Here is a 22,957-nt window from a genome sequence, read left to right as displayed (position 1 = left end):
ATGATACGACTCATACAACTAGAATTACAAAAACTTTGGCTTAACAGAACAAGTAAGGTTCTCATATTTGTTAGCTTTATACTTCCATTTACAGTCTTAGTTTTATCATCTATAAAAATAAATTTCTTCGGATTTTTTACCTTAGAATTAGGAGAATTAGGGATTTTTAATTTCCCAATCATTTGGCACATCACAACCTTTTGCGCCTCATATTTTAAGTTCTTTTTTGCCATTGTGGTAGTAAGCATGATAGGTAATGAATACAGTAACAAAACGCTTAAGCAAAATCTCATTGATGGTTTAAGTAAAAAGGAGTTTATACTTTCAAAATTCTACACTATAGTATTTTTCTCTCTAGCAGCAACACTTTTAATTGGATTAGCTACATTCTGTATTGGTATGTATTATTCAAGTTATACTGAAGCTAGCATTATTTTTAGAGAAGTTGAGTTTTTACTAGCCTATTTTGTTAAGCTTGTTGGTTTCTTTAGTCTATGTTTATTCTTTGGAATGTTGTTAAAGCGTTCGGCATTTGCTTTAGCCTTTCTATTTATTCTCTACATTGTAGAATGGCTTGTGTTTTGGGGTGCATATGAGATATTTGATAGTGCTGATAAAGCATTCCAAGTCAAAAATTTTATGCCTTTAGAGTCTATGTACAAATTAATAGACCAGCCTTTTCAGCGTGTGGTGATGACTAAGTTCCCTGATAAAATGGACTTGGCTTATGACTATTCTGTACATTTTAGTGAAGTCGCTATAGTTATGGGTTGGACGGCGCTTTTTATCTTTTTATCTTACCGATTATTAAAAAAGAGAGATTTGTAATATATTTGATAGCTAGCGCTTATCAAATATGAAAAAGATACTTTTTTTAATAATTTTCACAATACTAGGATTATCAGTAAATGCACAGAATGAAGCCTCAAATTGGTATTTTGGAGATAATGCAGGTATACGTTTTAACCAAGATGGTTCCATTACTGCGCTTAGTGATGGACAATTAAGTACCGATGAGGGTTGCACGAGTATATCAGACACAAATGGTCAACTTCTTTTTTACACTGATGGTATTACTGTATTTGACACTAATGGTAATATAATGGCCAATGGTTCTGGTCTCCATGGAAGCCCTTCAAGCACCCAATCTGCTATTATTATACCTAAACCCATGGATGACGACATCTACTACATATTTACAGTAGACACCAATTCTTTTGACCAAACTGATTTAGGTTTTAAATATTCTGAAGTTGATATCACTCGTAATGGTGGTTTAGGCGAAGTCACTCAAAAAAACGTGACATTGTTGCAAGATAGTTCTGAGAAGATTAGCGCAGTTTTAAAAGACTGTCAATCACAATCTATATGGGTAGTTACGCTCGCGAACCAATCTGGGACATTAACAAATCCATTTGCATTTGATACGTTTCATGCCTTTGAGGTCACTTCAGCTGGTGTTAATACTACAGCTATGACATCACCTGCTGGTGTTACGATATCTGACCAAAGAGGTTATTTGAAATTTTCACCTGATGGTACAAAATTAGCCTCAGCCAATTCGCAAGGTGGATTGTATCTATATGACTTTGATTTAAATAACGGAATAGTAACTGGAGCTCCTATATCGCTAAGTGTTAATGTTTCAAATAATGCTAATGCTGAATATGGGCTAGAATTCTCTCCAAATAGTGAAGTATTGTATGTATCTTCTTCCAACGATTTTTTTAGTCAAACTCCCGGGCAAAACAATAACCCCGCAAATCATTTTTCCTCTTTAGTTCAATTCGATTTAACTGCTGTTGATATTCAAGCAAGTCAATTTACTTTGGATGCTGGAAATGGTTATCGATCTGCATTACAACTAGGCCCTGATGGGAAAATATATAGAAGTATGAGTGCTACCTACAATCAAGGTCTGCCATCATTATCTGTAATAAATAATCCTAATGAATTAGGAGATTTATCTGATTATGTCGAAGGTCAAATACAACTAACCAATAACTCTAGACAAGGTTTACCGCCTTTTATAGCATCGTTCTTTGTAGAAACAATTGATATTATAAATGACCCAGAAATTACAACTACATTTTTACCACTTTGCGAAGGTGAATCTTTCACATTAAATACTGATAATATAGCTGGCGCCACATACACATGGAGTTTTAACGGTGTCGTACAACCTACACCTCCTATTCCATACGAATTTGAAGTCTTTCAAAATGGTCTTTATGAAGTATTAATAGAATTAAATAATGGTGATTGTGAAACTTTTGAAGGTGTTGCTCAAGTAGAATACTCTCCTTTTCCAGAAGCATATACACCTCCAAAAATTGATGTATGTGATGATAATCTTAATGATGACTTATACTTATTTGATTTGACGCAACAAGATACTTTTGTACTCGGTGGGCAAGATCCAAATGACTATACAGTCCATTATTATACCACTGAAATGGATGCTATTAATGACGAAAATGAAATTATTGGATTATATGAAAACACAACTAATCCCGAAGAAATTTTTGTACGTGTAAAAAACGTTATTAACACTAACTGTTTCCAAATAAATGACCAGAATACAGGCACACCTGTTAGTTTTATGATAGAAGTATTTGATACTCCAATAATCTCAAGATTAGATGATATTTTACTTTGTGACACAGAAGGTGATACAACAGATGGTGTAGTGACGACTATTTTATCTAACCTTGACGGAGATATTCTTGGTGCTAATCAGTTGGCTTCAGACTATACAATTACCTATCATAGTTCACAAGATGAAGCGGATAATGCAGGTGTTGAGCTTCCTAACAATTACCAAAACACCCCTTTTAATGATGAGGTCTTTGTACGTATGACAAATAACAACAATACTGCTTGTGTTACCTTTGGGAGCTTCACTTTAACTATAAATTTAACACCTGCAGTTAATGATATTGGCTTATTTCAATGTGATGAAGATGGTACACCTGATGGAAGAACTGTTTTTAATATTTTAGAAAAAGAAGAAGATATCACAGGTGGAAACCCTGACTTTATAACCGAATACTATTTAAACATGGGTGATGCCATAGCTGAAACAAATCCAATAGAGGCATCAAATTATACTAATATATCAACACCACAAATTATAATCGCAAGAGTAACTGACACAAACACCAATTGTTTTAGCTTTAGTGAAGTTACCTTAGAAGTAAGCGCAACCTCAGCAAATAATGCTTATATAGGTGTCTGTGATACAGATGGTGATGAAGATGGTTTTATAGATTTTGATTTATCAATGGCTGACGCTCAAGTTTTAGATGGCTTACCAGCAGGGTTAGATTTAACCTATTACGAAACCTTAGACGATGCGCTTTTAGAAGTTAACCCATTAGCAAATGATTATAGAAATATAACAGCTTTTAATCAAACCATATTTGTTAGAGTAGAAAACAATAATGATTGTTATGGTATTAATGAAGTTGAATTAGAAGCACTGACGTTACCTAATGTAATTACAGAAGAATTTGTTTTATACTGCCTAAACACCTTTCCTGAAAAAATAAAGATTAATGGTGGAGTCATTAACGATATCCCTAATAATTATTATTACGACTGGCAACCTACTAATGAAACAACAATAGAAATTGAAATCAATGAACCAGGAACTTACACTGTGAAAGTATCAAATGTTGCTGGTTGTTCAAAAGATCGCACAGTCGTTGTAGAAGCATCCAATACAGCTACAATAGAAAACATAGAAGTTACAGATACTTCAGAAAACAATACAATTACAATTTTGCTTGCTCCTGCAGATGGCATTGCTGAATATGAGTTTGCGCTTAATGACCCTAACGGAATCTATCAAGATAGTAATGTGTTTGAAAATGTTCTTCCAGGTATTTACACGGTGTTTGTTAGAGATAAAAATGGTTGTGGTATTACAGAAGATATGGTTTCTGTTGTAGGTTTTCCTAAATTCTTTACACCTAACGGTGATAATCAGAACGATTTCTGGCAAGTCAAGGGTATTTCTTCTCAATTTCAACCAGACACAGTTATTTACATTTTTGATAAATACGGTAAGCTTGTTAGTGAAGTAAATCCTCTAGGCTCAGGTTGGGATGGGAATTATAATGGTAATCCCTTACCTAGTAGCGATTATTGGTTTTCAGTGACATTACAAGATGGTAGACGCTTCTCTAGTCACTTTGCTTTGAAAAGATAGATTGTTATAAAAAGATGACCTTTTGAAACTAAGAACTATCGTTTTTATTAGTTTGCTTTTTTGTGCGCTTACTAGTTTTGCACAAGACATAAGCTTGTTTCAACAGTTTAATGGACGCTACGATTACACAGCAATCGGAAACACGTTCAATACTTCAGAAAACGGAAATTTTTCAGTGTGTGAGATACTCACAAGCTCCTCAGCAGATTTGGAGCTTCTTGACGGTCAAACCATAATTGCAGCTTATCTCTATTGGGCAGGTTCTGGCGATGGTGATTTTGATATTAATGTCAATAATATTCCTGTTACTTCAGAGCGTACTTTTAGTGATGCATTGGACGACACAAGAGTTTTTTTTGCTGCATATGCAGATATTACAGATATTGTTACAGATGGCCAAAATGGTATCTATACGATTTCAGAATTTGATATTACATCTGTGATTGATTCCTATTGTCCAACTGGCACAAACTTTGCAGGCTGGGCAATAACTGTTATCTATGAAGATAGTTCTTTACCATTAAATCAATTAAATATTTATGATGGTTTACAAAGTGTACCAGAGTCGTTAACTATTACTTTAGACAATCTTAATGTTCTTGATAATGATAACGCAAAAATAGGGTTTATTGCTTGGGAAGGTGACCGTGCTTTAGCTGTTAATGAGCAGCTTACAATTAATGGTAATATCATTGGTAATCCTCCTCTTAACCCTACCAATAATGCGTTTAATGGTACAAACAGTTTTACAGGAGCTACAGATCTATTTAATATGGATATTGATGTCTATAATATCCAAGATAATATAGCTATCGGTGATACAACAGCCACTATAAGTTTAACTTCTGGACAGGATTTTGTGATGATTAATAACATAATAACTGTCCTTAACAGTCAATTACCAGATGCCACAGTGTCAATAAATGCTGCCGAATTAGAATGTGATAGTAGAGACATTATTGTTAACTATACAATTAGTAATACTAATAGTACCAGTATATTAGCTCAAAATACACCTGTTGCTTTTTATGCCAATGATATACTAGTTGGTCAATCGCAAACTAGCACAGACATACCAATTGGAGGCAATGAAAGTGGAAGTATAACATTGACTATACCTGAAACAATACCTGACGAATTTACCTTAAAAATAGTTGTTGATGATGATGGCACTGGTAACGGAATAATCATTGAAGCCAATGAAATAAATAATGAGACGGCAGAACAAGTCGAGTTATTAATTATACCAGAAATTATTATTCTTCCAGAATTACTAGAGTGCAACATTGGCTTTGAAAAAGCTGAATTTAATTTACTTCAAGCTATTGAGAATAAAGAAGATTTTGTTAATGCAGATTTCCAATTTTATGAAACTTTAGAAGATTTAAAAGATGAGGTTAATGTAATTTCGTCTCCAGAGGCATATACCAATACTACTAATCCTCAAATCGTATATATTAGATTAGAGAAAACTATTTGCTATGAGATTTTCCGGTTTAATATTAAAACTGAAAACTGTCCACCAGAAATTCCGCAAGGGTTTTCGCCAAATAATGACACTATAAACGATTGGTTTAATATCCAAGGGCTATATGACATCTTTATTTCTCATGAGTTAAAGATATACAACAGATTAGGAACTTTAATCTTTGAGGGTAATAACCAAAAGCCCTGGTTAGGCTATCCAAACAGAGGTATTAATCAAGGAAATCGTGTTCCAGTAGGCACCTATTATTATGTGTTAAATCTACAAGATTCTAACTATGAAACTATAGTAGGTTGGGTATATGTGAATTACTGATATTGCATTTCATCGATTTTTTTTGCATTTCATCTTATTTTTATTACTTTTGATTCTGATTAACAAGGTTATACCTGTTATGATAATAGCAACCCCAAATAAAACTAGATGAGATTAAATAAGAATTGTTTCATTTTTACCTGTTTTTATCTACTTGGCCTTAATCTCATTGCCCAACAAATTTCTGTAGACAATACATTATCTGTTCAACAGTTAGTAGAGAACACCTTAGCACAAGAATGTGTAGAAATATCAAATATTAGCTCAACGGTTAACGGAAATGTTGTTGGTATAGGCAGTTTTGGTTTTTTTGAACGCGGATCTTCAAATTTTCCATTCCAAAATGGAATGATTCTATCTACCGGAAATGCAAATTCTGCTGGAAATGGGGTTAATAATGATGTTTTAAATGAAGGAGAAACTGCTTGGGGTACCGATGCCGATTTAGAAAATACTCTTGGAATTTCTAACACAACCAACGCTACTACTATTGAATTCGATTTTATTTCAATTTCTAATACATTACAAATAAATTATATTCTGGCTTCGGAAGAATACTTTGCAAATTTTCCTTGTCAATATTCTGATGGTTTTGCCTTCTTAATAAGAGAGGCAGGCACAGGTAACCCTTATACAAACATTGCCCTTATTCCTGGTACTAATACGCCTGTAAACACAACAACTATCCATGATGAAATTGAAGGGTTTTGTCCAGAAGAGAATAGTCAGTTTTTTGATGGTTATAATGTTGGTGACACTAATTTTAATGGCCGTACAACAGCCCTTACTGCTACTGCCAACATTACACCAAACGTGACATACCAAATAAAATTGGTAATTGCTGATCAAACAGACCGCAATTACGATTCAGCTGTATTTATTGAAGCTAATAGTTTTACACCTACAGTTGATTTAGGAGATGATTTAAGCACTTGCGCTGATAGTATTATGATCAATGGAGATATTAATAACCCTAATGCCCAATATGATTGGTTTTTAGATGGTAACCCTATTGGTGGTGCCAATCAATCCAATTATGAAGTTGTACAGAGTGGTACCTATCGATTAGTAATAACAATACCTCTTGGCGACAGTTTCTGTACCATTGAAGATGAAATAACTATAGACCTAAGTAATACTCAGAGTGCTACGCCAATGACTAATATGGAAGTCTGCGATGACCCAGGCAATAATGGTGTTGCGTTTTTTAATCTTAACTCTAAAGATCAACAAGCAATAAATTCTGTCGCACCTGGCAATTATGCAATCACATATCATACGTCGCTACCAGATGCACAAAACAATTTAAGCCCAATCTCAGGAAATTATCAAAATGTCATAAGCCCACAACTTATTTATGTTCGCATTATTGATATAGACACTGGTTGTTTGGCTATAAATCAATTTCAACTTATAGTCAATCCAATACCTGACCCTATATTACCTCAATCGTTAGATGTGTGCGATGATCAAGTTATTGATGGGTTTACAACTATAGACTTAAACGATTTAAATGATGGTATTACAAATGGGCAAAGTAATCTTGTTGTAACCTATCATTATACTCAAGCAGATGCAGATGCAGGTTCCAATCCTATACCAATGCCATATGTCAACGATACTGTTAACGATCAAGTTTTTATTAGTGTCGCTGATGTGCAGTCGGGATGTAATACTACTACAACATTAGATATTACAGTTTTAGCACCGCCACAAATTGCAAATGATCAAAACTATTACATAGATGCTTGTGATAGTGATTATGATGGCTTTGCAAATTTTGATTTAACTGAAGTAGAAGCTGAAATTTTAAATGGGCTTACAAACGTTACAGTCACCTATCATCTGACTCAAAATGAGGCATTATCAGGTAATAACCCAATACCAGACCCAACCAACTTTTTTAATACAGTACAATTTACTCAAATTGTGTTTATAAGAGTTGTCGATAATGTTACTGGCTGTCCATCTATAGCCCCAATTGAGGTACATCCAAATTTGTTATTAACTGGACCTGACTTTTCGGATAATGTATTATGCGATACTGATAATGATGGTACAGAACCTTTTAATCTTGTTAATGTTGCAGGAATGATTTTAGGAGACATACCAGATGTAACAATCACTTTTTATGAAACTGAAGATGATAGAGACAACAATAATAACCCTATAGATACAAGTGTTGATTACTCTCCGCCAAGTGTGCCACAAACATTATACTTAACACTTACAAGTCCAACATGTACAGAAGTTGAAGAGGTAATTTTAGATTTAATTCCAGTAACTATGTTTCCAGATTTAACACAACAAACAGTCTGTGATACAGATCAAGATTTACGAACAACTATAAACTTATCTGATTATGATACTTTAATAACACAAGGTCAACCAGGATATAATGTTGTTTATTTTGAAACATTACAAGATGCTGAAGACAACGTTAATCCGCTTCCTACTATATATCAAAACACGCAAGATTCTTTTACAGTTTTCGCGACTATTACCTCATCAGCTACATCGTGTCGTGATATTTCAAGTTTCGAAATTTTAATAAATCCAGCACCATTAACAACTCCTCCTAACCAAATAATAATTTGTGATGATGACCAAGATGGTTTCTTCATTGTTAACTTAGAAGATGCTATACCAGAAATTACAGCTTCGACTAACGATCTTATCATTACATTTCATAACTCAATTGTTGATGCTATTACTGGAAATAACCCAATAATAGACCCTGAGACATACAATACGCAAACAGATGTAATCACTGTAAGAATAGAAAGCACGCTGACGGGTTGTATTTCTACAGAAAACATAGACATTACTATCAACACATTACCTGAATTTCCTGTCATCTCAGAGTTTAGATTTTGTGAAAACAATACAGATAATGTCGGAGAGTTTTTATTAAGCTCAAAAGACAATGAAATATTAAATGGTCAAACAGGCAAAGAAGTACTATACTTTTTAAGTGCTGATGATGCCAATTCTGGTAATAACCCAATAGATAAAAGCAGTAATTTTGAGAATACAAGTAACCCTCAAATTATTCACGTACGTGTTCAAAACATTACTGATACCTCTTGTTATGGCGTGGATTCTTTTTCTTTAAATGTTGGTACCAACCCAGAATTTAACGAACCTTCAGATATTTTTGCATGTGATGATAGCTCTAATGATACCTTTGCCCCTATTGACTTGATTGCTAAAGCTGCGCAAATTAGTGATGGCATTACAGAAAATTTAGAGATTACATTTTATCCTTCAGAAGAAGACTTTATTGCTGGTACAAATGCAATTGTTGAAGACACTTATACAACAGTAAGTAACCCTCAAGAGATTTATGCCTCAATTGCTAATGGAAGTATCTGTACATCTACAACATCATTTACAGTTAATGTTATTCCTGTACCTTCTGTAACTCAAATAGACCCTTTTGAAGATTGTGATATTGATTATGATGAAAGCATTATCTGGGACTTAACCGAAGCGGAAATAAATATCTTAGATATAAGACAAAACAATATTGTGGTATCCTATTTTACGTCTATTGAAGATGCCGAAAATGACTTGAATGTTATTCCTGATTCTGAAAATTTTGAAAACACATCAAATCCTCAAACAGTATTTGTAAAAGTCACTAATACTGACTTTAACTGCCCTGTAATTCTTCCAATAGAGCTTAATGTAAATATTCCTCCAGCTTTTAATGATTTTGGTGCCACTGAAATCTGTGACAATGATGCTAATAGTTATAACCTAAGTCTTATCGATAATATTATTCTTGATGACACTAGTAATGCACTCATTTCTTATTTTGCAGATGAGCAAGATGCTATTGATAATAATAACCCGCTAGTAGATGATTATACATATCAATCAAATAGTGATATTGTATATGCAAGAATAGAAGATCCGTCAACAAATTGCTTCTATATTTATCCTTTTATGCTAGTAGTTAATGACAGACCAATTGCTAACACACCAGATAATCTTGAAGATTGTGATGACGACGCTGACCAACAACTCATATTTGACTTAGAAACGCAAACCTCATCAATTATTGGTACTCAAGATGATACATTTTTACTTGTTACATATCATAACTCAGAGTCTGATGCTATTGACAATATAAATTCTATTACAGGAAACTATAATGCAACAAATGGGGAAATAATTTTTGCTAGGGTAACTAATACTGAAACGCAATGTTATAGTATTACACAGTTTAATGTTGTTATAAATCCCTTACCAATAGTAGATATTGGAGGTCAAACTATTTGTCCTGAAAATTTCCCATTAAGAGTCGATGCAGATACTGGCTTTGAAGATGATGAATATCTATGGTCTAATGGTGAGATAACATCAGAAATAGAAATTACTGAAACCGGAACATACAGTGTTACAGTAACGACACCTAGTGGTTGTACTACTACAAGTGAGTTTGATGTAATTATTTCCGAACCTGCAAATATTGAAGTTGTAGAAACGGTAGATTTCTCTGACCCAAATAATATTACCATTACTGTTACGGGTATTGGCGATTATCTTTTTCAATTAGATGACATGGAACCACAAACCTCAGGCTTTTTTGAAAATGTAGGCTTAGGTTACCATACATTAACAATTATAGACAGAAATGGTTGCTCGTCTGTAACCAAAGAAGTATTAGTCATAGATGCGCCAAAGCACATGACACCAAATAATGATGGGGATTTTGACACATGGCATATTGTAGGCGTAGAAACCTTGCCAGGAACCGTAGTACATATCTTTGATAGATATGGCAAACTTTTAAAACAACTAAATCATAATTCTTCTGGTTGGGATGGTACATATAATGGAAACCCAATGCCTTCAAGTGATTATTGGTGGACTGCCGATGTCAAAAGAGGAGATATAGAATTTACAGCTACTGGACATTTTTCATTAAGGCGATAATAAAACAAATTTTAACAACTTATAAAAAATCTTAATTTAAGCTATGCGTATATTTGCATGGCTTTTTCATAAAAGATTTATGAGGTTTATATTCTTAGTATTATCATTATTTTTTTGCTTGTGTTTTCATGCACAAAACATTACTGTAGACAGTCAGTCTCTTACACCGCAACAACTTATTGAAGATATTTTAATAGATAATAGCGACTGTATTGAAAACGTTACAGTTACAAATGCTCAAAGTGGAAATTTTGGTGGTACAGAATTCAGTTATGGTTCTTTTGATGCCACAGGTACAACGTTTCCATTTCAAAGCGGCATTGTATTAAGTACAGGAAGATTAAGCAATGTACCTGGACCAAATGACTCCCTTAGTGATGATGATGCTCCTGATTGGAATGGCGATTTTGATTTAGAATTTGCTCTTCAAGAAACTGGTACTGAAAATGCTACGATTGTAGAATTTAATTTTACATCGATTACCAATCAAATAAGTTTTAGATACCTATTTGCTTCAGAGGAATATAGAGAAAACAATCCTCTTACCTGTCAGTTTTCTGACGTTTTTGGATTTTTAATTAGAAGAACAAATAGTGATGATTTTTACGAAAATATTGCATTAGTTCCTAGCACGACTACACCTGTGAAAGTAACTACTGTTACTCCAGGTGTCCCTGGTAGTTGTCCACCACAAAATGAAGCGTTTTTTGGACAATTCAATGAAATCAATCCAGTTATATCTCCAATAAATTTTAATGGACAAACTACTGTTTTAACTGCAACTGCAGAAATTATTCCGGGAGAGGAATACACCATAAAACTAGTCATTGCCGACGAACAAAATCATAGATTTGACTCTGCTGTCTTCCTAGAAGCTGGTAGTTTTCAAGCTTCACGAGATTTAGGGCCAAATCGATTAATTGCTACAAATAACCCTTTGTGTGATGGAGACACACTGACACTAGATGGTACAATAGCAGGAAATAATGGCTATGATTGGTTTAGAGATGGTATTTTGGTACAATCCGATCCTGTTGGCTGTACAAATTGTGGTACTTATGAGGTGAATCAGCCTGGCACTTATACTCTAGAAGTCACACTAGACAACACATCTTGCGTCGCTTTTGGAGAAGTTGTTTTAGAATATGCAACTAATCCCGTAGGAACTGATGTGATACAGATAGAGTGTGATGCAGACCAAGATGGACTAACCCTCTACAATCTATTTGATCTTGCTGCAGATATCGGTAATAATGACCCCGATTTAACGGTGAGTGGTTTCTTTTTATCAGAAATGGATGCCATTGATTTTAATAATCCAATCCAATCACCATCAAGTTTTCAAAATTCGTCACCTAATCAAATTGTATATGCACGAGTCGAAAATCCTTTTGGATGCTTTGATATCGCTGAGTTAGAGTTACAGATTTCTAACAACACACTAAATATTCCCACTATAGAAGCTTGCGATTTTGATGAGCTTGATGGCTTTACCACCTTTGATTTAGATGAAGTGAACATGGCCATTTCTAATCAAATACCAATGGGTTCAGTTGTTAGCTTTTTTGAGAACGAAGATGATGCTTTTACAGATAGTAATCCGCTATCATTAAACTACGAAAATAGTACAGCAGATGCGCAAACTATTTATGTAAAGGTAGAGAATAACAACACCTGTTATGCTATTTCAGATGTTAACTTACAAGTCAAATTTACTCCAGAAGTATCTGCTGATGAAACACTTATATACTGCATAAATACGTTTCCAGAAACCATCCGCTTATTTGGAGGTGTACTCAATGATTTACCTAACAACTACTATTATGAATGGGAATTTAATGGTGCAACTCTGCCTGCAACTACTTCTTCTATAGATATAAATGAAACTGGAGTTTATACCGTAATCATTACCGACCCAAATGGTTGTAGTGGTACTCGAGATATTACTGTGAATCCATCGGAAATCGTCCAGGATATAACTATAGATGTTATTGGTACAGATACTATAAATACCATAACAATTAATACAACTGGAAACGGAGATTATGAGTACGCTCTAGATAATGAAAATGGACCTTATCAAGATGATAACGTCTTCAATAATATTATACCTGGATTCCATACGGTATTCGTTCGCGACAAGAATGGTTGCGGAACAAATTCGGAAATCTTTTCTGTACTTGGTTTTCCAAAATTCTTTACACCAAACGGAGATAGTCAAAACGATTTTTGGCAATTAGACGGTATTAATTTTGATATATACCCAAGCCTCCAAGTCATCATTTATGACCGCTACGGTAAATTAATCACTACTCAAAATGCTAATAGTTCTGGTTGGGATGGCACTTATAATGGTAACCTAATGCCAAATACAGATTATTGGTTTACAGCCAATTTTGGGGACGGCAGAACCTTTACCGGTCATTTTGCTTTGAAACGCTAATAATACGCTTTCATTAAGCTATTCTTTATCGTAACTTTGCTTTATGCGTTTTAAAATTGAATCTGAATTCAAACCTACTGGTGACCAGCCACAAGCTATACAACAACTTGCTGATGGTATTAATGGTGACGAAAAGTATCAAACTTTACTTGGTGTTACTGGCTCAGGTAAAACGTTTACAGTCGCAAATGTTATTGAAAACGTGCAGCGACCTACACTTGTGTTAGCACACAACAAAACACTTGCAGCACAATTATACTCTGAGTTTAAACAGTTTTTTCCTGATAATGCAGTTGAATATTTTGTCTCCTATTATGATTACTATCAGCCAGAAGCATACATACCAGTTTCTGGTGTCTATATAGAAAAAGATTTATCTATTAATGAAGAAATTGAGAAGATGCGTCTCAGTACCACTTCATCACTATTATCTGGCCGAAGAGATGTTTTGGTAGTCGCATCAGTATCCTGCTTATACGGTATTGGAAACCCCGTCGAGTTCCAGAAAAATGTCATTACACTGGAGCGTGACCAGATAATTTCTAGGACAAAACTGCTCCATATGTTAGTACAAAGTTTGTACTCTCGTACAGAAGCCGATTTTAAAAACGGAAATTTCCGAATCAAGGGCGATACTGTAGATGTCTTTCCTGGATATTCAGATAATGCATTCCGAATTCATTTTTTTGGTGATGAAATTGAAGAAATTGAAGCATTCAATCCGCATTCTCAAGAAATCATAGAAAAATACGACCGATTAAATATCTATCCTGCAAATATGTTTGTGACATCACCAGATGTGCTTCAGAATGCAATTCATAATATTCAAGATGATTTGGTAAAACAGCATGATTACTTTAAGGATATTGGCAAACATCTCGAAGCAAAACGCTTAAAAGAACGCACAGAATTTGACCTTGAAATGATTCGCGAACTCGGTTATTGTTCTGGTATTGAGAATTATTCACGTTACTTAGATGGTAGAGCTCCGGGTACACGACCGTTCTGTTTATTAGATTATTTCCCTGAAGATTTCTTAATGGTTGTAGATGAAAGTCATGTCACAATATCTCAAGTACACGCTATGTACGGAGGTGATAGAAGTCGTAAAGAAAATTTGGTAGAGTATGGTTTTAGATTACCAGCAGCTATGGATAATAGACCTTTGAAATTTGAGGAGTTTGAATCTTTACAGAACCAGGTTATATACGTTTCAGCCACACCAGCTGATTATGAAATGCAAAAAACAGATGGCGTTTATATAGAGCAAGTTATTCGTCCTACTGGCCTACTCGACCCTATCATAGAAGTGCGTCCAAGTTTAAATCAGATAGATGATTTAATTGAAGAGATTCAAACCCGAGTTGAAAAAGATGAGCGCACATTAGTCACTACTCTAACTAAACGTATGGCTGAAGAATTGGTGAAATATCTAACCAGAATTGCTATTCGCTGTCGTTATATTCATAGTGATGTTGACACTTTAGAACGCGTAGAGATTATGCAAGATTTACGTAAAGGCATATTTGACGTCCTAGTTGGAGTCAACCTACTGCGTGAAGGTCTAGATTTGCCAGAGGTTTCTCTTGTAGCAATATTAGACGCAGATAAAGAAGGTTTTTTGAGAAGTAATCGTTCGTTAACACAAACTGTTGGTAGAGCAGCAAGAAACCTTAATGGTAAAGCCATTATGTATGCTGATAAAATCACGAATAGTATGCAAAAAACAATTTATGAAACCAATTACCGACGCGAAAAACAAATAGCATACAATACTGAACATAACATTGTTCCTAAGGCATTAAATAAAAGTTTAGATAGTGCTCTTGCAAAAAATTCTGTAAGTACTTACAAAACAGAATTGGATGCAAAACTTGCTGCTGAACCAGAAAGTAAATACCTCACTAAAAGCGATTTAGAAAAGAAAATAAGAGAGACTAGAAAAGCAATGGAACAATCTGCAAAAGCATTAGATTTTATGGAAGCAGCAAGGTTTAGAGATGAAATTACTGCTTATCAAGAGCGCCTAGAAAAACTAAAAATAAAATAGTAATTTTTGCTAATTGTACTGCACCTTAAAGATATCTATTAAAAAATCTGGTGGAACTATCTTATTTGGAAAACTATCCATTAAATCTAGTACGCGATTTATAGACTCGTGACTTAATCCCATTCGCAACCCAAAATTATGAATTCTTACGAGTTGTTTATTAGACACCTTATGATCCAAATTCATTAATAAGACTAATCTGTGAAATTGAACAATACGTTCACTATGCGATTTTAGATTTACATAAGTAATTGGATGCTCAATAAGATAATTAAAATCTGCCTCAGATATTTCTAACTGTTTAGCTATTCCTAGTAAAAAATTATACTCAATAGATTTTATACTATCATCTCTCTGCGCAAATGCAATCAACTCTGAAAGCAAACTTAATTTTTCAACGCGATTAATCATGGGTGGGTTTTCCGAGGGTTTTTGTATACTACAAATTTAAAGAGTCGTAGAATTTTATTGTCGTTGATATAATGTATCTTGTCGAAAAATTTAATGTACTTAATCGGTATTTTTAAGCTTTTATCAACGTATACTAGGTAAAGATTAGGAATTCAAGAAAGAAAAAATATCATTTTTCATGACAAACAACGATATATTTAAGAAACTAAGAGTTGCACATAAACTTCGTGATGATGACATTGTAAATATTATGAAGTTGGTAGACTTTAGAATGTCTAAAAGTGAGCTTAATGCTTTCTTTAGACGTGAAGACCATCCTAAGTATATGGAATGTGGTGACCAAATTTTAAGAAACTTCTTAAACGGCTTAATTATTCATTTAAGAGGTCCAATGCCAAAGAAAGGCGAACAACAAAATAAGGCAAAAAAAAAGAGCAACAATTAAGTTGCTCTTTTTTAATATCTATATCTGTCTTAAGACAATACAGCTTGTACTTTGTCTGCAGCTTCTTGGAATTCAGTAGCACTCAATACATCCAAACCAGAATTATCAATTAATTCTTTCGCGATATCAGCATTAGTTCCTTGTAAACGCACTATAATTGGCACATTGATGTTTCCCATGTTCTTATAAGCATCAATAACACCTTGTGCAACACGATCACAACGTACGATACCTCCAAATATATTAATCAGAATTGCCTTTACGGCTGGGTCTCTTAAGATAAGCTCAAAGGCAATTTCTACACGTGCAGCATCTGCCGTACCACCAACATCTAAGAAGTTAGCTGGCTCACCACCTGCTTGCTTAATTAAATCCATTGTAGCCATAGCTAAACCTGCACCATTAACCATACAACCAACATTTCCATCAAGGTCAACATAATTTAATCCATGTTCTCCTGCTTCAACTTCTACTGGATTTTCTTCTCGCTTATCTCTTAATTCAGCCAAATCTTTATGTCTAAACAGCGCATTACCATCTAAAGTTACTTTAGAGTCAACAGCCATTATTTTATCATCACTTGTTTTTAAAACTGGATTTATTTCAAATAAAGACGCATCAGACTTTACATAAGCCGTATATAACGCAGACACAAACTTTGTCATTTCTTTAAAAGCTGTTCCGGATAGTCCTAAGTTAAAGGCTACACGACGTGCTTGAAAACCTAAAAGGCCTAAAGCAGGATCAATCTCTTCTGTAAAAATTAAATGCGGAGTTTCTTCAGCAACAGTTTCAATATCCATGCCGCCTTCAGTAGAATACATAATCATATTCTTACCTGTAGCTCTATTTAAAAGCACTGACATATAATATTCTTCTGGCTCATTATCTCCTGGATAATACACATCTTCAGCAATTAAAACTTGATGTACACGTTTACCTTCTGCAGAAGTTTGTGGTGTAATCAAATCCATACCTATAATTTGTCCAGCAATTTCTTCTACTTCTTGAAGATTTTTTGCAAGCTTTACACCACCTCCTTTTCCGCGTCCACCGGCATGAACTTGAGCTTTTATAACGTGCCATCCTGTTCCGGTTTCTTCAGTTAACTTTTTAGCCGCATCAACAGCTTCAGAAGCAGTTTGCGCAACAATTCCACGTTGGATACGTACTCCAAAACTGCTTAATAATTCTTTTCCTTGATATTCGTGTAGATTCATTTGTAATCAGAAATTTATTCGTTGCGCAAAAATAATTAATCACAATTACTTACACTAATATTTGATTATCAAAACAAGGTAAATTTATATGTTATATAATTAACAAATTGTTTTAAATGTGATTTTTTACATCGAAAATGATGGAATAATTGTCTAAAAAAATACTTTTGAATGAAATAAGAATAAATTATAAATGAAAGAGCAACTTTTGCAAATAGCCAATGAATTTGGAAGCCCAGTATATGTATATGATTCAGAAAGAATAATAAAACAATATAATAGACTAAAAGATGCATTTAGTGATGTAAAACAACTGAGGTTAAACTATGCTGCAAAAGCACTTTCTAATATTTCTATACTTAAATTATTTAATTCTCTTGGCTCGGGATTGGATACCGTATCTATTCAAGAGGTAAAATTAGGTTTAAAAGCTGGCTTTAAACCAGAAGACATTATTTTTACTCCAAATGGTGTTTCTCTTAAAGAGATAGAAGATGTTAGCAATCTGGGAGTACAGATTAATATTGATAACCTATCAATACTCGAACAATTTGGTACTAAATATCCAAATATTCCTGTTTGCATTCGTATTAATCCTCATGTTATGGCTGGCGGCAACACAAATATTTCTGTTGGACATATTGATAGTAAGTTTGGAATTTCAATTCACCAGATTCCGTTATTACTGCGCATCGTTGAAAATACCAACATGACTATTAATGGTATACACATGCATACCGGAAGTGATATATTGGACATTGACGTATTCCTTTATGCAAGCGAAATATTATTTGAAACTGCAAAACACTTCAAGAATCTTGATTTTATAGATTTTGGTTCTGGTTTTAAAGTACCATACAAAACAGGAGATATAGAAACTAATATAGAAGAATTAGGAGAAAAATTATCGAAACGATTTAATGAGTTTTGCACTAGCTATGGAAAAGAACTGACTCTTGCATTTGAGCCAGGTAAATTTTTAGTGAGTGAAGCCGGGGTCTTTTTGGCAAAAGTAAATGTGGTAAAACAAACCACCTCAACAGTTTTTGCACAAATAGACTCTGGTTTTAACCATCTAATAAGACCAATGCTCTATGGTTCACAACATGAAATAGTAAACATCTCCAATACAAAAGGTCGAGAACGTTTTTATTCTGTTGTAGGTTACATCTGCGAGACAGATACCTTTGCAAATAATAGACGTATAACCGAAATAAATGAAGGTGATATTCTATGTTTTAAAAATGCTGGTGCCTATTGTTTTACTATGGCAAGTAATTATAATTCTCGCTATAGACCTGCTGAAGTTTTAATACATAATGGCGAAGCTCACCTTATTAGAAAAAGAGAAACTTTTGAAGATATTATAAACAAGCAAGTTGAGATTGAAATTTAGTTTCTAACCTTTCCTGTAAAATGATTCACCTTTGGATTAATAGGATTTCCTGATGCACGCCTATATGTAGCAATTTGTCCACAATGCCATATAGCATCAGCAATAGGTCCATTAACTTGATTCCAAAATGGTATTTTTTGCTCTCCAAAAATGATTTTAAATTCAGAGATATCATCACTTTGACGAAGAATATCTGCAGCGGTTTTTAAATTTTTAAGCGTTGCTGCTCTTTTTTGAGCATAAGTCACTTCTTCTTTATCTTCTCTTGAATTAGGCTTCTTTAAAGTGGAATTGATAATAATTTTAGATAAATCGTATATGTGATCTATAGTCTCAGCAGTAGAACGCCCGTCTTCATTTAATTTATAAGCTAAGTCTTTATCCGTAAGCTCATAAGATGCCCAATAAAATCTAAACCCCAAAGCATCCACCATACGAGCTGCCATGGTACCTGCAGTAAATTCTTTAGAGTATTCTGGGACTTCATAATATGGCAATTCATCTTTTGACTCTACTTGACCAAAAACCGAAGTACATAAAATTAAAACAAAAATCTTAAGTGCATTTTTCATAACTAATCCTTTATTTGTGGGATATTCTTTATTTGATTCACACCATATTTATCAAATAGATAAACCAGAGATGTCATTGTAGCTGCTCCTAGTTCTAACTCGCGTTTATTTACAGCATCAAAGGTATCGTTAGAGGCATGATGGTAATCGAAATAACGTTGTGAATCTGGTCGTAACCCTGCTAAAACAATAGTATCGTTCTTTAATGGACCTATATCAGCACCGCTATATCCTTTTTCAAAAAAGTGAATGAGATAAGGTTTAAACAAACTTCGCCATTGTTCTATTTGTGCTAAATTAGCATCACTACAATCAAAACTAAAACCTCTTGGCGTAAATCCACCTGAATCACTTTCTAAAGCAAATACATGGTTTTCGTTTTTCTCTTTAGCCTCTTCAGCATATTTACGACCACCTCTAAGCCCGTTCTCTTCATTCATAAATAATACAACTCTAATGCTCCTCTTTGGCTTAACGCCGCTTTCTTTAAGCAATCTCAAAACCTCCATTGACTGAACAACGCCTGCACCATCATCATGTGCGCCATCACCTAAATCCCAAGAATCTAGATGCCCACCAACTAACATATACTCGTCAGGAAACTCACTACCTGTTATTTCACCAATTACATTATATGACAAGACATCGTCATATTTCTGACAACTCTGTTTGAAGTAAAATTCAAGATTACCATCCTTTGCTAAAGCTTTAGATAATGTGTCTGCATCATTAGTACTAATTGCAGCTGAAGGAATACGTTTATCATTAGGTAAATCTAAATAACCCATGCTCCCCGTATGAGGAAAATCGTCTTGTCGTAAATTAAGAGACCTAACAATAACACCTACTGCACCAAGCTTTGATGCTTCATAAGCACCTGCATAGCGCTGTTTTGAGCAACCTCCATAGGCCTCAAACGTATTGATTAAATCTGCCTGCATTGCGCCGTTGAAGAATACAATTTTTCCTTTAATCTTATCTTCTCCAAGAGCTTCTAATTCTTCAAAACTTTTCACCTCAACAACTTTGGCTTGAAGACCTTTATCAGAAGTTGCTGTAGAGCCTCCAAGCGCGCAAATATTGACATCCATTTTTATGGTTGAATTCTCATTATTCAAAATTATTTTACCAATTTCTTTTTCGCCTCTTACCCATTTAGGCACCATAACTTCTTGCAACCAAACTTTATCTAATCCTAATTTTTCTAATTCAGCTTTAGTATATTCTATGGCTTTTTGAGCATTCTCCGATCCAGATAATCGCCCTCCAATCTCATTAGATAGATAATCTAACCAAGCATAACTTTGCCCATTAGTTAAAGATTGTTTGTAAATATTTTTTAAAGTGGCTTCGTCATTTTGCGCATAGACAGAAACACTTAAAAAGGCAAACAGTATTATGAGTATTTTATTCATTTTCTAATTGGGATTTATATACATCTATATTTTCTTTTTCTTTTGCTGGTAACTCTGGCTCTACAATATCGTTGTATTGCTTAAGTGTATCGTACAATATTTTAGCAACTATGTATCTAGCTGTAGGCTTATTATCTGCAGGAATGTTATACCAAGGAGCATGCGTTTTAGATGTATTATTTATTGCTTCTTCATAGCATTCCTGATACTTATCCCAAAGCTTACGTTCTTTTAAATCATCTGAAGAGAATTTCCATTGCTTGTCTGGTCGATTTAATCGACGTAGTAATCGATTTTTTTGTTCGCCTTTAGACAAGTTTAAAAAGAACTTAAAAATTATAGTACCATTATCTGCTATATGCTGCTCAAAATTATTAATTTCTTTAAATCTGCGATTCCAAAAATCTTGAGTAACATCAGCTTCAGAATTAATGTCTGGCATGTTCTCGTACTTTAAATAATTAGGATGCACTCGTGTAACCAAAACATTCTCATAATGCGTTCTATTGAAAATACCAAATTTACCTCGAGCAGGTAAAGCCAAATAATGACGCCACAAATAGTCGTGCTTTAGCTCAATATCCGTAGGTTTCTTAAAACTATGTGCTTCGATTCCTCTGACATTAAACTCTTTAAACACCTCACGAATTAAGCTATCTTTTCCCGCAGTATCCATGCCTTGAATACACATTAAAACCGAATACTTTCCGTGAGCGTACATGGTATTTTGGATATCAGCAAGTTTCTTGCTGAGCTTGTTCATTTTCTTCTCAATGTCTTCCTCATTTTCCTCTAAATTATATGTAGTGGTAAGTTCATTAATCTTTATTTGAGATGAAATTCTGAATTCTTCAATGTTAACGTCTTTCATGATTCTAAAATTTATTTGCTTGCAAAAGATTTTACATCTGCTTCACTTACTTCATTTCCGCCTAGAATGATAAGCCGCTCTATGACATTTCTGAGCTCTCGAATATTACCTGTCCAATCGTAATTTTGAAGTAATTTTACGGCTTTATCAGTAAAAGTCTTTGTCGCTGTACCTTGTTCTTCAGATATCTTTTTTGAGAAATGAGAAACTAGTAAAGGAATATCTTCTCGCCTATCATTTAATGCTGGGACTTCTATTAAAATAACAGCTAATCTATGGTACAAATCCTCACGAAATTTACCATCAGCAATTTCCTTTTTTAAGTTTTTATTGGTAGCCGCAACGACACGAACATTAACCTTAATGTCTTTATCACTACCAACTCGCTGAATACGACTCTCTTGTAGCGCACGTAACACTTTTGCCTGAGCAGAAAGACTCATATCTCCAATCTCATCTAAGAAAATGGTACCGCCATTAGCAGCTTCAAACTTACCAGCACGATCTTTTGCTGCAGAGGTAAAAGCACCTTTTACATGACCAAATAATTCGCTCTCAATCAGCTCACTAGGAATTGCGGCACAATTAACCTCAATCATTGGACCCTTATTACGTTCACTTTTTTGATGTAACCAATGTGCAACAAGCTCTTTTCCTGTTCCGTTTGGACCTGTCACTAATACTCTAGCATCTGTTGGCGCTACCTTATCTATCATATCTTTAATACGACCAATTGCAGGACTATCACCAATCATTTCGTACTTCTTAGAAACTTTCTTCTTTAAACGTTTGTTTTCAACAACCAATTCTTTTCTATCTAAAGCAATACGTACCGTATTTAAAAGCCTATTTAAATCTGGTGGCTTTGAGATATAATCAAAAGCACCTAAACGCATTGTATTTACAGCTGTATCCAAATCCCCATGACCAGAAATCATAACTACAGGTGTTTCAGGTTTTATTTTCTTTACAGCTTCAAGTACCTCAACACCATCCATTTTTGGCATTTTAATATCACAAAGCACTAAATCGTAATCTTTCTTTTTAATTTTTTCTATTCCAGAAAGCCCATCTTCTGCTTCTTCTACCGAATAGGTATCGCTCTCTTCAGAAAGTATTTTAACTAATACACGGCGAATGGCCGCTTCATCTTCTATGATTAATATATGTTGCATA

General features: G+C 34.2%; 14 protein-coding genes. 8 read left to right on the top strand and 6 right to left on the bottom strand.

What is annotated here, in order from left to right:
* From IEV10_RS07190 to uvrB, 6 genes are all read left to right on the top strand, one after another.
* Positions 1–828: an ABC transporter permease gene (locus IEV10_RS07190; protein ID WP_188373997.1), complete on the top strand. Its 828-nt coding sequence runs from the start codon at positions 1–3 to the stop codon at positions 826–828.
* 28 nt (positions 829–856) lie between these two features.
* On the top strand, positions 857–4,213 hold the full coding sequence (locus IEV10_RS07185; protein ID WP_188373996.1) for a T9SS type B sorting domain-containing protein: 3,357 nt from the start codon (positions 857–859) through the stop codon (positions 4,211–4,213).
* Between the two features lie 22 nt (positions 4,214–4,235).
* On the top strand, positions 4,236–6,014 hold the full coding sequence (locus tag IEV10_RS07180) for a T9SS type B sorting domain-containing protein (protein WP_229719621.1): 1,779 nt from the start codon (positions 4,236–4,238) through the stop codon (positions 6,012–6,014).
* A 108-nt stretch (positions 6,015–6,122) separates the two neighbouring features.
* The gene (locus IEV10_RS07175) at positions 6,123–10,958 is read left to right on the top strand and encodes a T9SS type B sorting domain-containing protein (protein WP_188373995.1); all 4,836 of its coding nucleotides are present in this window, start codon (positions 6,123–6,125) and stop codon (positions 10,956–10,958) included.
* 79 nt (positions 10,959–11,037) lie between these two features.
* Entirely contained in the window at positions 11,038–13,401 is a 2,364-nt protein-coding gene (locus tag IEV10_RS07170) for a T9SS type B sorting domain-containing protein (protein ID WP_188373994.1), read from the top strand.
* Between the two features lie 43 nt (positions 13,402–13,444).
* Positions 13,445–15,451: an excinuclease ABC subunit UvrB gene (gene uvrB / locus IEV10_RS07165; RefSeq protein WP_188373993.1), complete on the top strand. Its 2,007-nt coding sequence runs from the start codon at positions 13,445–13,447 to the stop codon at positions 15,449–15,451.
* A gap of 9 nt (positions 15,452–15,460) precedes the next feature.
* On the opposite strand, the gene IEV10_RS07160 is transcribed toward uvrB, so the two are convergent.
* Positions 15,461–15,862, bottom strand: coding sequence for a TerB family tellurite resistance protein (locus IEV10_RS07160; RefSeq protein WP_188373992.1), 402 nt, complete (start codon positions 15,860–15,862; stop codon positions 15,461–15,463).
* A 178-nt stretch (positions 15,863–16,040) separates the two neighbouring features.
* Here IEV10_RS07160 and IEV10_RS07155 point away from each other — a divergent pair, with 178 nt between their 5' ends.
* Complete coding sequence (locus IEV10_RS07155) at positions 16,041–16,307, top strand: DUF1456 family protein (protein WP_188373991.1); 267 nt, start codon at positions 16,041–16,043, stop codon at positions 16,305–16,307.
* A 29-nt stretch (positions 16,308–16,336) separates the two neighbouring features.
* On the opposite strand, the gene sucC is transcribed toward IEV10_RS07155, so the two are convergent.
* On the bottom strand, positions 16,337–17,527 hold the full coding sequence (sucC, locus tag IEV10_RS07150) for an ADP-forming succinate--CoA ligase subunit beta (protein ID WP_188373990.1): 1,191 nt from the start codon (positions 17,525–17,527) through the stop codon (positions 16,337–16,339).
* Between the two features lie 193 nt (positions 17,528–17,720).
* On the opposite strand from sucC, the gene lysA reads away from it, so the two are divergent.
* The gene (lysA, locus tag IEV10_RS07145) at positions 17,721–18,923 is read left to right on the top strand and encodes a diaminopimelate decarboxylase (protein WP_188373989.1); all 1,203 of its coding nucleotides are present in this window, start codon (positions 17,721–17,723) and stop codon (positions 18,921–18,923) included.
* Here lysA and IEV10_RS07140 read toward each other — a convergent pair.
* Genes IEV10_RS07140 through IEV10_RS07125 form a run of 4 tightly spaced genes read right to left on the bottom strand, consistent with a single transcriptional unit; the run spans position 18,920 to position 22,956 of the window.
* Positions 18,920–19,495, bottom strand: coding sequence for a DinB family protein (locus tag IEV10_RS07140; protein WP_188373988.1), 576 nt, complete (start codon positions 19,493–19,495; stop codon positions 18,920–18,922). The two genes, lysA and IEV10_RS07140, sit on opposite strands and share 4 nt — an antisense overlap.
* Before the next feature lie 2 nt (positions 19,496–19,497).
* Positions 19,498–20,910, bottom strand: a complete 1,413-nt coding sequence (locus IEV10_RS07135; RefSeq protein WP_188373987.1) for a M20/M25/M40 family metallo-hydrolase — start codon at positions 20,908–20,910, stop codon at positions 19,498–19,500.
* Positions 20,903–21,781 (bottom strand): PPK2 family polyphosphate kinase, encoded by an 879-nt coding sequence (locus IEV10_RS07130; protein WP_188373986.1) that lies wholly within the window; start codon positions 21,779–21,781, stop codon positions 20,903–20,905. Before IEV10_RS07130 ends, IEV10_RS07135 begins: the two co-directional genes overlap by 8 nt.
* Positions 21,782–21,792: 11 nt before the next feature.
* Positions 21,793–22,956, bottom strand: a complete 1,164-nt coding sequence (locus tag IEV10_RS07125; RefSeq protein ID WP_188373985.1) for a sigma-54-dependent transcriptional regulator — start codon at positions 22,954–22,956, stop codon at positions 21,793–21,795.
* Position 22,957: the final 1 nt, after the last annotated feature.

Source organism: Winogradskyella haliclonae, from assembly GCF_014635865.1.
In the GTDB taxonomy this organism is placed as follows: Bacteria; Bacteroidota; Bacteroidia; order Flavobacteriales; family Flavobacteriaceae; genus Winogradskyella; species Winogradskyella haliclonae.
This window is presented reverse-complemented; position numbering and strand designations above follow the sequence as displayed.